The 11,379-nt window shown below is 58.5% G+C and carries 11 protein-coding genes; 4 read left to right on the plus strand and 7 right to left on the minus strand.

Annotated elements, in window-relative coordinates; translation table 11 throughout:
* Positions 1-61: 61 nt before the first annotated feature.
* The 6 genes from ACR0I0_RS02530 to cobA all read right to left on the minus strand — a co-directional run bounded on the left by ACR0I0_RS02530 (position 62) and on the right by cobA (position 4,980).
* Complete coding sequence (locus tag ACR0I0_RS02530) at positions 62-895, minus strand: ferredoxin--NADP reductase (protein WP_152457833.1); 834 nt, start codon at positions 893-895, stop codon at positions 62-64.
* A 109-nt stretch (positions 896-1,004) separates the two neighbouring features.
* Positions 1,005-1,412: a DUF934 domain-containing protein gene (locus ACR0I0_RS02535; protein ID WP_171116164.1), complete on the minus strand. Its 408-nt coding sequence runs from the start codon at positions 1,410-1,412 to the stop codon at positions 1,005-1,007.
* Positions 1,409-2,170 carry a phosphoadenylyl-sulfate reductase gene (locus ACR0I0_RS02540; RefSeq protein WP_171116163.1) on the minus strand — a complete coding sequence of 254 codons (762 nt, stop codon included), beginning with the start codon at positions 2,168-2,170 and terminating at the stop codon, positions 1,409-1,411. The genes ACR0I0_RS02535 and ACR0I0_RS02540 overlap by 4 nt, the downstream gene beginning before the upstream one ends.
* Positions 2,160-3,824, minus strand: coding sequence for a nitrite/sulfite reductase (locus tag ACR0I0_RS02545; RefSeq protein WP_209833262.1), 1,665 nt, complete (start codon positions 3,822-3,824; stop codon positions 2,160-2,162). Before ACR0I0_RS02545 ends, ACR0I0_RS02540 begins: the two co-directional genes overlap by 11 nt.
* 65 nt (positions 3,825-3,889) lie before the next feature.
* Positions 3,890-4,204 carry a DUF2849 domain-containing protein gene (locus ACR0I0_RS02550; RefSeq protein WP_171328572.1) on the minus strand — a complete coding sequence of 105 codons (315 nt, stop codon included), beginning with the start codon at positions 4,202-4,204 and terminating at the stop codon, positions 3,890-3,892.
* The gene (gene cobA, locus ACR0I0_RS02555) at positions 4,204-4,980 is read right to left on the minus strand and encodes a uroporphyrinogen-III C-methyltransferase (RefSeq protein WP_480490075.1); all 777 of its coding nucleotides are present in this window, start codon (positions 4,978-4,980) and stop codon (positions 4,204-4,206) included. Before cobA ends, ACR0I0_RS02550 begins: the two co-directional genes overlap by 1 nt.
* A gap of 144 nt (positions 4,981-5,124) precedes the next feature.
* Here cobA and ACR0I0_RS02560 point away from each other — a divergent pair, with 144 nt between their 5' ends.
* Positions 5,125-5,607 (plus strand): Lrp/AsnC family transcriptional regulator, encoded by a 483-nt coding sequence (locus ACR0I0_RS02560; RefSeq protein WP_117869097.1) that lies wholly within the window; start codon positions 5,125-5,127, stop codon positions 5,605-5,607.
* Positions 5,608-5,735: 128 nt separating this feature from the next.
* Here ACR0I0_RS02560 and ACR0I0_RS02565 read toward each other — a convergent pair whose 3' ends face one another.
* Entirely contained in the window at positions 5,736-6,917 is a 1,182-nt protein-coding gene (locus ACR0I0_RS02565; RefSeq protein WP_480490076.1) for a cytochrome P450, read from the minus strand.
* Here ACR0I0_RS02565 and ACR0I0_RS02570 point away from each other — a divergent pair.
* From ACR0I0_RS02570 to ACR0I0_RS02580, 3 genes are all read left to right on the plus strand, one after another.
* The gene (locus ACR0I0_RS02570) at positions 6,916-8,697 is read left to right on the plus strand and encodes a sensor histidine kinase (protein ID WP_480490078.1); all 1,782 of its coding nucleotides are present in this window, start codon (positions 6,916-6,918) and stop codon (positions 8,695-8,697) included. The genes ACR0I0_RS02565 and ACR0I0_RS02570 overlap by 2 nt on opposite strands.
* Positions 8,694-9,923 carry a sigma-54-dependent transcriptional regulator gene (locus ACR0I0_RS02575; RefSeq protein ID WP_480490079.1) on the plus strand — a complete coding sequence of 410 codons (1,230 nt, stop codon included), beginning with the start codon at positions 8,694-8,696 and terminating at the stop codon, positions 9,921-9,923. The genes ACR0I0_RS02570 and ACR0I0_RS02575 overlap by 4 nt, the downstream gene beginning before the upstream one ends.
* A 362-nt stretch (positions 9,924-10,285) precedes the next feature.
* A complete protein-coding gene (locus tag ACR0I0_RS02580) occupies positions 10,286-11,287 on the plus strand; it encodes a DctP family TRAP transporter solute-binding subunit (RefSeq protein WP_171632783.1) in 1,002 nt (333 codons plus the stop codon).
* Positions 11,288-11,379 lie beyond the last annotated feature (92 nt).

The raw sequence follows: 11,379 nt of genomic DNA on the forward strand, positions 1-11,379 counted from the left end.
ACAGTGTTTTGTCCGCTGAATTTTGCGTTCGGGGCTGCAAAGCTCCGAACGCAAGGTGCCTTTAGCCGACAAAGGCTTTTTCGATCACAAACTCTTTGGGTTCGGAATTCGCGCCTTCGCGCAGACCAAAACCTTCAAGGATTTCCTTGATGTCCAGGTTGAAAGCCAGCGACCCGCAGACCATGGCGCGATCGGTTTCGGGTTTGATTCCGCCTTCAATGCCTAGATCGCTGAACACGGTGCCATCCTTCAGCAGGTCGGTGATCCGACCCATCTTGGGGCTCTCTTCGCGCGTGGTTGTCGGGTAATAGCGGATCTTGTCAGCAAAGCCTTCGCCAATAAGTTCGGCCAGCATTTCATCCTGACGGATGCTGTCGATCAATTGACGGCCATATTCCAGTTCGGCCACTTCGCGGCAGGTATGGGTGATGATCACCTCGTCATAATCTTCATATGTTTGCGGTTCACGCAACAACGAAGCAAACGGGGCAAAACCGGTGCCGGTGGCAAAAAACCACAAACGCTTGCCGGGCAGAAGGGCGTCATGCACCAACGTGCCAACCGGCTTGGGGCGCAGGATGATCTGGTCGCCGGGCTTGATGTGCTGAAGTTTCGACGTCAACGGGCCGTTCTGAACCTTGATCGAATAGAACTCCAGCTCATCGTCCCACGACGGCGAAGCGATTGAATAGGCGCGCAGCAATGGCTTGCCATTGTCGCCCAGCAGACCGATCATCACGAACTCGCCCGAGCGGAAACGCAGCGTGGCGGGGCGCGTCACCTTGAAAGAGAACAGGCTGTCGGTCCAATGCTTGACCTCGGTTACAGTTTGCGCATCCGGCAGGACCGGGGCCTTCACGGCAGTTGCTTCGCTCACGGGCTTCATCTCTGTCATCGTTTACCTGCCGGTCTGCTAAACCGACATCTCCGTTTAATCTTTGATCCAAGTCAGGAAAAGGGGACAGATTGCCCCCTTTGTGTTTCAAGCCGGCGATGGGCGGCTTTTAACCGCGCAAACGCGCCTGATAGTTGTTCTCTTTCCAGTTGGCCCGGGAAAGCCACTGATCTTCGGGCTGGCGATCTGCCAGGTCTCCGTCAATCTCAACTTCGTCAAAGCCGCAGCGACGCGCCATGGCGTACTGGTCTGCCAGAACATGACCCTTGGCGCGCAAACGTCCTGTATAGCCCTTAAGGCGCAGGGTGCGGGCGATGGTAAAGCCGCGACCGTCGGCAAAGGATGGAAAATCCACCCGGACCAGCTTGGCACTGCCCAAACGGTCAAAAAGCTCATCCGGGTCCGTGTCCGAGCTGACGTCCAGCGCAACCACGTCATTCGCGGCATCATCCAGAGTGACAAAGCCGTCGGTCCAGTCATCGGGCGAAAAGCCCTCATCTGTTACGATTACGTTCATGTTTTTTCTCCGATGCGCACCATCTTGCCATCGACAAAATGAATGCCGCATTCTTCCTTATTCTGATCGCGCCAGCGGCCGGCGCGGGGGTCTTCGCCTTCCTTCACCGGCGAAGTGCAGGGCGCACAGCCGATCGAAGGGTATCCCTTGGCCACCAGCGGATGCCGGGGCAGGTTGTTTTCTTCCATATAGGCGCGCACATCGTCCGGCGCCCAATGGGCCAGCGGATTGACCTTGATCCGGCCCGTGCCGTCTTCGACCTCGAAAAACTCGAGCGCGGCGCGCGTGCCGGACTGAAACCGTTTCCTGCCGGTAATCCAACCGCAATACCCGGTCAGGGCTTGCTGCAAGGGAAAGGTCTTGCGCAGGTTGCAGCACGCATCCGTATCCCGCAGGCGCAGCGCGCCATAGGGGTCTTCGCGTTGCAGTTCTTCGTCATCCGCCCGGATGATCCGGATGTTCCTGAGCCCCAGGCGCTCGCTGACTTCCTGCTGGTACTCCAGCGTTTCGGTGAACAGCAATTGGGTATCCACGAACAACACCGGCGTCATCTTATCGATCACCGCAGCCATGTGCAGCAGCACCACCGATTCCGCGCCAAAGCTTGAGACCAGAGCAAGCGCATCGATCTCTTCAAGGGCGCCATGCATCACGTCATGGGCGCTGTGGTGACGGAACCGGGCATTCAATGCGTTGACCTTCTCGGTCAGGTCGCTGCGGTCTTTGCCCAGTTCCGTTTGAATCAGATCAAGCGGCATTCGCCCGAGCCTCGGGGTAGAGGGCGGCCTTGAACGGCTCCATGCCGACGCGGCGATAAGTCATCAGAAAGGTTTCTTCAGCATTCTCGCGCAGATCCAGGTAGGTGTCGACGATGCGTTCCACGGCCGGCACTATCTCATCATAGGCAAAACCAGGACCGGTGCGGTCGCCGATCGCGGCCGTCTCGGTGGCGTCGCCACCCAGAGTGATCTGGTAGTTTTCGACGCCTGCACGATCCAGGCCCAGGATGCCGATATGGCCCACATGGTGGTGGCCGCAGGCGTTGATGCAGCCCGAGATCTTGATCTTTAGGTGCCCGATGTCATGCTCCAGCTTCAAATCTTCAAAGCGGGTCGCAATTTCCTGAGCAACCGGGATCGAGCGCGCCGTCGCCAGCGCGCAGTAATCCATGCCGGGGCAGGCGATGATATCGCTGATCAGCCCGATATTGGCGGTGGCCAGTTCGTGTTCCTTCAGCTTTGCGTGGATCGCGGGCAAGTCCGATTTGTGGACATGCGGCAGGATCACGTTCTGCTCGTGGCTGATACGCAGCTCATCATAGGCGAATTCTTCGGCCAGATCGGCCATCACGCGCATCTGCTCGGCGGTCGCATCACCCGGCGTCTGGCCGTGTTTCTTGATCGAGATCGTAACGATCGCGTGGTCCGCGTTCTTGTGGGGCGCGATGTTGGTATCGACCCACGACCGGAAAACCGGATCGTTGGAATAGGCGCTTTCAAACGACGCAACCGAACCTTCGCGGAAGCCCGGAGGCGCAAAATGGCCTTTGATCTCATCCAGCAGCGCCATGTCGGCGCCCTTGAACTGTGGGCGAACCTGCAAGAAACGTTCATTCACCTTGGCGCGGATGGCGTCGATGCCGTGTTCATGCACGGTGATCTTGATGCGCGCCTTGTACTTGTTGTCGCGGCGACCGATCTGGTTCCAGACCGACACGGTGGCTTCCAGATAGGCCAGCAGATCATCGAATGCGACGAATTCGGACAGTTCCTTGCCGATCATGGGCGTACGGCCCAGGCCGCCACCGACGATGACGCGCGCACCCAGAACGCCGTCACGTTCGACCAGTTGCAGGCCGATGTCATGCGCTTTGATCACGGCGCGGTCGTTTTCCGAACCGGTGATGGCGATCTTGAACTTGCGCGGCATGAACTGGAATTCCGGGTGGTCGGTCGACCACTGGCGCAGCAGTTCGGCATAGGGGCGCGGGTCGGCGACCTCATCCGCGGCGGCACCGGCGAAATGGTCGGCCGTCACGTTGCGGATGGTGTTGCCCGAGGTCTGGATGGCGTGCATGCCCACCTCGGCCAGCGCGTCCAGCATGTCTGGCACATCTTTCAGTTTCGGCCAGTTGTACTGGATGTTCTGACGGGTGGTGAAATGGCCATACCCCTTGTCCCACTTTTCAGCCAGCAGAGCCAGTTGGCGCATTTGTGCGCTGTTCAGCGTGCCGTAGGGAATGGCGACCCGCAGCATGTATGCGTGCAGTTGCAGATACAGGCCGTTCATCAGGCGCAGCGGCTTGAATTCATCTTCGGTCAGCGAACCGTCGATGCGGCGCTCGACCTGAGCGCGGAACTGCGCGTTACGCTCTGCCAGAAAATCTTTGTCAAACTCGGAGTAGCGATACATGTCTAGCTGTCCTTGGTTGCAGCCCCGAACCTGGGGCCTTGAAGGGGAGAGAGAAGGGCCAGAGGTCAGGCCCGGGGCTGCGGGGAAGCTTCCTGTTTGCCGTGGGCATAGTTGGACGGACCAGTGCGGCGGAAGTCTTCCCGGAAATGGGTGGGCTCGGGGCCGTTTTCGCCAGCAACGGCATCGGCCAGATAGGCGCCCACAATTTTGTTTGCCTGACGCGCGGCATCCAGCAGGCGAACCTGCGCATGCGCCTCGTCGGTGATCAGTTCTGCCTCGCTCAGGTCACGGGACCAGCGGTCATCTTCGGTCAGATAAATCACGTCACCTTCGAGCAAGTCATTTGCAGTGACGACTTTGGGGGTAAAAGCGCGGGCCATCAGGCAAGCTCCTTGTTGAATTCGGTTACAGCCTGCGCCGCTTCGCGCGGGGCAAGGCCATAGAAGGTCAGGGCCGGTCCATCCATTTCGGCGGCGGCCAGATCGGTGGGCAACTGGTCCAAAGTGGTGGCCAAAATCCGTTGGTCGGGACGCGAGGCATTTTCGACCAGGGTAATGGGAGTGACGCGATCGGCGCCGTGCATGATCAGGCGACCCTGAATGAACCGAGCGGACTTCTTGCCCATGTAGATTGCCGCCACGGAACCCGGCTTGGCCAAAGCGTTCCAATCGTGATCCGCAAAACCCTGCATGTCGTGCCCGGTCAAAAAACGCACCGATGAGTTGCGTCCGCGGCGAGTCAGGCTTTGACCGATGCCAGCCACTGCGGCAGAGGCCGCCGTGATGCCGGGAATGATCTGCCAGGAAATGCCGGCCGCATCGACGGCCTCGATTTCTTCGTCTAGACGACCAAAAACCGTGGGATCCCCCGATTTCAGGCGCACCACACGGTTGCCATTCAGGGCGTGTTCAACCAGAAGCGCGTCGATATCGCTTTGCTTCCACGAGGGGCCGAAACCGGCCTTGCCGACATCGACCAAAGCGGCGTTCTGGGCGGCAATGTCCAGCACAGGCTTGCTGATCAGGCGATCATGCAGCACCACATCCGCGCGCCCGAATGCGGCCAACGCCTTGAGCGTCAGCAATTCGGGGTCACCGGGTCCGGCGCCGACAAAGTCGACATGACCTTTGGGACTGGTTGTGTGAAAATCCTGCATCGGATCGTCTCGGACATTGTTTGACTTGACCCTTAATATAGGAAATATTCCCACCGAAGCGCCATATCACCGCTAAAATAAGGACAAATGTTCCGATTTTCGGAAAAGCCGGAACATAGGTGTCGAAACAGAAGGAAAATTGGAATGTCGGTGCGGATAGATGACACGGATCGAAAAATTCTGGCCGAGCTGCAACGGGACGCAGGCCAATCATTGGACGAAATTGCGGCTCGGGTCGGCAGTTCAAAGACGCCTGTCTGGAATCGCATTCGCAAGCTCAAGGGGGCGGGAATCATCGGCCAGCAAACGGTGCTGCTGGATGCCGAGGCACTTGGGTTCGAAGCCACCTTTTTTGTTTTGATCCGCACCTCGGAACATGAGGCGGACTGGCAACGTAAATTCCTGAAAGCATTGAAGGATCACCCCGAAGTGCAAGAGGCGCACCGGTTGGCGGGTGATATCGACTATATCCTGAAAGTCCGGGTTAAAAACGCGCGTGCCTATGATCAGTTCTATCAGTCGCTCATCTCGGAGGTGCGCGTGCACAACGTCACGGCGTTGTTGTCCATGGAAGAGATCAAGTCCACAACGATGCTGCCGCTGAATGCGTTGGCAGAGGGGGCTTAGAACACTCGACCGCGGCTCCTCCGCCCGTGTCTTTCAATGGGCTTAGAGCCAGATGAGCTGATGGGTGTTTTCATCCGGCCGGAAGCAAAATCGCCAGAGGGATCGTGTAGGTATGCGGAAGGTGATTGCTAAGGTCTGACCAGCAGCTGATTCAGCCCGTGAAAGTGATAGCTGTCCGAATAAAGCGGCGGCGCAGTCAGTTGCAGGTTTGGACAGCTTTCGAACAGGATCGGCAAAGCAATGCGCATTTCCAGACGCGCCAGAGGTGCCCCGACACAAAAATGAATTCCGCCCCCAAAGCTTGTGTTGACTTCAATCGGACGGTTCGGCTGAAACGTGTTCGGTTCAGCCCAGACAGCGGGGTCGCGGTTGGCCGCGCCAAGCAACAGTGCCACTTGATCGCCACGTTTGAATGAATGGCCGAACAGATCCACGTCCTCATACGCGTAACGTGTGAACATGTGCAGAGGCGGGTCATAGCGCAGGATTTCTTCGATGGTTCCGTCGAGTCCATCCGGTGCCAGGGCGTCAGGGGCGGTGCGGGTCTGCAACAGGGTTTTCACCCCGTTCCCCAGTGAGTGCACGGTAGCCTCATGGCCAGCGTTGAGCAGCAGGATGCAGGTAGCAACCAGCTCGTCCAGTGACAGTTTCTGGCCTTCTTCCTCGGCGCTTATCAACCGGGTTATCAGATCGTCGCGGGGATCATTGCGCCGCAGCTCTATGTATTCCTTCAGGAATTCGGTGAATTTCTTAGATGATTTGGCGGCCCCGTCTTCGGTGTCCTGCGTGCGATTGGCCTGATACATGGCAACCATATCGTGAGACCATTGCAACAGATCGGGCGCCATGGCTTCGGGGACGCCCAGAAGCCGGCAGATCGTGACCACCGGAACCTGAGTGCAATAGGCTTCCAACAGGTCGAATGTGTTCCGAGGGAAATCTTTGATCAGGTTGTGGCACAGTTCTTCGATGGAAGGTTGCAGCGCAGAAATCGCCCGTGACGTGAAGGCGCGCATCACCAATGACCGAAGGCGTGTGTGCCTTGGTGGTTCTGCCTCAAGCAGTGAATGGGCCTCGATGGCCAGCCAAGGCGCCAGATGGGCGGGACCTTGCTCTGCCAGTTCGGGCGGTACCTCGCGGCCAAACCTGCGGTCCCGAAACAGGGCGCGAACCGCGCGGTATGAAACCGCGGCGACCATACCATAGTCCTGCCAATAGAACAGATCGCCCGAGCCTCGCGCCTTGTCGTAGAACGGGTAGGGGTTTTGGACGAAACCCGGGTCTGTCGGTGATTGCGAAAAAGACTTCATGCGCCGCACACTTGCCATGCGGCGCATTGAATGCAAGACCCTGTCTATGCACAGGGTTTGGTTCATTTCCGTTTTTTTGCTCGCCGTTGGGTTATTGTCGGGGTTTGTCTGGTCTTATGGCTATCGACAGGCCCTGTCTCAGCTGAGCGAGAAGGCAGAGGCAGATCTTGAGTTGGCGGCTGACCGGCTGAGCACGCAGATGCAAGTGTATCAGGAACTTGCCGTGCTGATGGCAACTCATCCCGTTTTGCATGAACTGGATACGCAGGCCGGTATTCGCCAAGCCCGGGCAACGCTGCTGGACGTCGCTGACAAAACGGCCGCCGTAAACATGATGTATCTGGATACGAAGGGGCAGGTGCTGGTATCGGCGCAGCCTGTGTCCCAGCGCAACATGGCCCATCATCCGGCTTTCCGCCGTGCGATGCAGGGCGCCTTGGGCAGTGCGCATGAGGTTGTACCGTCGGGCGAAGACCGGATCTATTCCTATGCCGCCCCCACTTTTGGCCCGTCTGGCCAGATTGAAGGCGCGTTGATGGTCGTTGCTGATGTTCAGGACGTTGAACAAACGTGGCGCGGCAGTACCGAGGCGGTTTTCTTTGTCGATTCAGATGGTGTCGTTTTCATTTCCAACAGATCCGACCTGCTGTTCTGGCGCCGGGCGGACGGTGAGGCGGGATTGACGCCGCCAGATGGTGCGACCGTCGATTTTTCTTCGAAACAGGTCGGCAGGCACGAGTTGTGGCACTTGAACTGGGGGCGTTACCTGCCGCGCGATGCGCTGCATCTGACCCTTGATTTGCCGGTGATCGACATGACTGCCGAGGTGCTGGTGGACGTGGCGCCGGCCCTTCAGCTCGCCAGGCTTCAGGCGGCGGCCGTCGCAGCGATCTGTCTGGCCTTTGGGGCCATGCTCTTTCTAGCCATGGAGCGGCGGCGGGCGTTGGCCGAAGCGAATGCCGTTCTGGAAAGCCGTGTGGCCAAACGCACCCATGACCTGACAGTGGCAAATGCCAGTTTGCGCAAGGAAGTGGCGGAACGGGAAGAAGCCGAGGCGGCGCTGCGGCGGGCCCAGGCAGACCTGGTGCAGGCCGGAAAGCTCAGCGCTTTGGGGCAAATGTCGGCGGGCATCAGCCATGAACTGAACCAGCCGCTTATGGCCATACGGCAATTTGCGGATAACGGTTCAGCGTTCATGACGCGGGGAAAACCTGAAATGGCTGCCGAGAATCTGGGCCGGATCTCGGAAATGGCGGCGCGGATGGCGCGGATCATCAAGAACCTTCGCGCCTTTGCCCGCAACGAAAGCGAACCGATGGGACGGGTTGACCTGATTCAGGTTCTCAACACTGCTGTTGAACTGACCGAGGCCCGCCTGCGAGACGACAATGTAACCCTGAACTGGGCCCCCCCGAATGGGGCTGTGTATGTTTGGGGGGGTGAAGTACGTTTGGTGCAGGTGTTCGTGAATCTGATCAACAATGCGGCGGATGCAATGCTGGGACGACCAAAACGGATTATAACGATAACGCTGCGAAAAGGTGCACGATTGAGCGTTTCCTTGCAGGATACTGGCCCGGGCATTGAAGATCCCGACCGGATGTTCGAGCCCTTCTATTCCACGAAAAGCGTTGGATCGTCAGAAGGTTTGGGGCTGGGGCTTTCCATTTCCTACGGGCTGGTTCAAAGCTTTGGTGGGGACATAAGGGGCGCGAACACGGCGGATGGGGCCATGTTTACCGTCGAACTGGAACCCTGCGACAAGGAAGAGGCCGCGTGATGCGCAGGGTTTTGTTGGTCGATGATGATGTCGCCGTACGCGAGGCCTTGTCTCAAACTCTGGAATTGGCGGACTATCAGCCAACGACCGCCGGATCCTTTGTGGCGGCCAAGGATCACATCAGCCGCGAGTTTCCTGGTGTCATCATCTCGGATATACGCATGCCGGGGCGGGACGGGTTCCATCTTTTGTCTTATGCCCGAGAGGTCGATCCGGATCTTCCCGTGGTTCTTCTGACGGGTGAGGGCGATATTCCCATGGCCGTCGATGCCATGGGAAAGGGCGCGTTCGATTTTCTGGAAAAGCCGTGCGCCGCGTCCGACCTTCTCGAGGTGCTTGAACGCGCGTTTGCAGCCCGTTCGCAGATATTGGAGCAAAGAGCGGCAAAATCCGAGCTGGAACGAGGAGACCCCGCCGCGCGTTTGCTGTTCGGACTGTCGCCGCAGGCCGAGGCCCTGCGCGAACGGGTTCGGACCGTTGCGCCAACAGGCGCCGAGGTTCTTGTGACGGGACCGCCGGGCAGCGGCATCTCGAAGGTCGCCGAGGTCGTGCATCTGATGTCGCCAGCAGGGCAGGGACCATTTGTCAAACGCACGGCCTCCAGCCTCAGCCCCGACGACTTGGCCAAGAGCTGTGAAGATGCGGCAGGTGGGTCATTGTTTCTGGACGAAGTGTCGGCCATGCCCCATGCCACGCAATTTGCGGCGTTGGAGATCATCGAGCATGGACCGGGCGGGCGTATCATTGCGGGAACGACCGCTGATCTGTCGGCGCTGAGTTCTGAAGGCCGGTTCAATGCAGACCTGTTTTACAGGCTGGATGTCATGCGGGTTCGTATTCCATCGCTGGCAGAACGCCCCGACGACATTCCGGTGATCTTCCGCCATTACGTTGCACAGGCCGCGGAACAGGCGGGGATCGTGGCGCCGGAAATCTCGTCCGAGCATCTGGCGTCGCTTATGGCCAGCGACTGGCCGGGGAATGCGCGATCCCTGATGTCAGCCGCGATGCGCTTCGTGCTGGGAATGCCGGAAGAAGTCGCGCAGGCAACAGACCTGGGCCTTAGCGAACAGATGGCGCGGGTGGAGCGGTCGCTGCTCATCGCGGCGCTGGGTCGTCACAACGGCAAGGCATCAGATGCGGCGAAGGCATTGAAACTGCCGCGCAAGACATTTTACGACAAGCTGGCACGGTACCAGATTCGGGCCGAGGATTACCGACGGTAACGGCCGGGCTCCCGCCACCTTTTTCCGCATTAACATGCGTCTAAAGCTGTTGGGCCGGGCAGCCCGCTGTCGCGGGCTGCGGTTTCGCGTCAGTTGATTCGGGGGTTTTGATTCGCGGCGTGTGCGGATTTTCGCACAAACTGGAAGATTGCTGTGCGGAATCTCGCACTCGGGGTTTCGAATGGGTCCAATATTCATTGCAAAGCGCTTTATAACCTTCTGAAAGAAAATCACTAAATAGAAAATCGAGGGACAGAAAACAAATCGTTGAGTGGATCGTGCCGATTCGTTTCACTTCGCTGCATCTGATACCGAATTGGTGTCGAAGGACAATTTCAAGGAAGTCTGGGAGGAAAAGACAGATGAAATTCCTGACAACGGCAGCGACCGCTCTGGCGCTGACAGTCACAGCCACCGCAGGGATGGCAGCCTGTGACGATGGTGAAATCGTCGTCAAGTTCGCGCATGTGACCAACACTGACAAACACCCCAAGGGCATCGCCGCATCGCTGCTGGAACAGCGCGTCAATGATGAGATGAACGGCGTGATGTGCGTGGAGGTCTATCCGAACTCGACACTGTACAACGACGACAAGGTGCTGGAGGCGATGTTGCAGGGCGACGTTCAGCTTGCCGCGCCGTCACTGTCGAAGTTCGAGAAGTTCACCAAGCAGTTCCGCCTGTTTGACCTGCCGTTCATGTTCAAGAACATCGACGCTGTGGATGCATTCCAGGCTTCGGCTGATGGTCAGGCGATGAAGGACAGCATGCAGCGCCGTGGCCTTCAGGGGCTGGCCTTCTGGCACAACGGCATGAAGCAGATGTCGGCCAACAAGCCGCTGGTCGATCCGTCCGACGCAAACGGCCTGAAGTTCCGCGTGCAGTCTTCGGACGTTCTGGTGGCACAGATGGAGGCTATTGGTGGCAGCCCGCAGAAAATGGCGTTCTCGGAAGTTTACGGCGCGCTGCAACAGGGGGTTGTGGATGGTCAGGAAAACACCTGGTCGAACATCTATGGCAAGAAGTTCTTCGAAGTGCAGGACGGCATCACCGAGACGAACCATGGCATCATCGACTATCTGGTCGTGACCTCTGTGGACTGGCTGGACAGCCTGGATCCGGACGTGCGTGATCAGTTCCTGACCATTCTGGCTGAAGTCACGGAAACAAGGAACAAAGAAGCCTTTGCCGTGAACGAAGCAGCCAAAGCTTCGATCGTTGAAGCAGGCGGAGTCATCCGCGAGTTGACCCCGGAACAGCGTCAGGCCTGGGTTGATGCGATGAAACCCGTTTGGGACCAGTTCGCAGGTGACGTGGGTCAGGACAAGATCGACGCGGCTCAGGCCATCAACGCCGGCTTCTGAATCTGGCCAAAGGCCGCGCGTCCGGGGACTGGGGAGTAATTGACGCGCTGGCCGGGCGGGCTGAACAAGCCCGCCCAACACTCTCTCATCAC

The organism is Ruegeria sp. AG6 (assembly GCF_056541565.1).

Bases quoted from the DNA above. Each gene is read 5' to 3' on its own strand.
- ACR0I0_RS02530 (WP_152457833.1), bottom strand. From the start codon at position 895: ATGACAGAGATGAAGCCCGTGAGCGAAGCAACTGCCGTGAAGGCCCCG.
- ACR0I0_RS02535 (WP_171116164.1), bottom strand. From the start codon at position 1,412: ATGAACGTAATCGTAACAGATGAGGGCTTTTCGCCCGATGACTGGACC.
- ACR0I0_RS02540 (WP_171116163.1), bottom strand. From the start codon at position 2,170: ATGCCGCTTGATCTGATTCAAACGGAACTGGGCAAAGACCGCAGCGAC.
- ACR0I0_RS02545 (WP_209833262.1), bottom strand. From the start codon at position 3,824: ATGTATCGCTACTCCGAGTTTGACAAAGATTTTCTGGCAGAGCGTAAC.
- ACR0I0_RS02550 (WP_171328572.1), bottom strand. From the start codon at position 4,204: ATGGCCCGCGCTTTTACCCCCAAAGTCGTCACTGCAAATGACTTGCTC.
- cobA (WP_480490075.1), bottom strand. From the start codon at position 4,980: ATGCAGGATTTTCACACAACCAGTCCCAAAGGTCATGTCGACTTTGTC.
- ACR0I0_RS02560 (WP_117869097.1), top strand. From the start codon at position 5,125: ATGTCGGTGCGGATAGATGACACGGATCGAAAAATTCTGGCCGAGCTG.
- ACR0I0_RS02570 (WP_480490078.1), top strand. From the start codon at position 6,916: ATGCGCCGCACACTTGCCATGCGGCGCATTGAATGCAAGACCCTGTCT.
- ACR0I0_RS02565 (WP_480490076.1), bottom strand. From the start codon at position 6,917: ATGAAGTCTTTTTCGCAATCACCGACAGACCCGGGTTTCGTCCAAAAC.
- ACR0I0_RS02580 (WP_171632783.1), top strand. From the start codon at position 10,286: ATGAAATTCCTGACAACGGCAGCGACCGCTCTGGCGCTGACAGTCACA.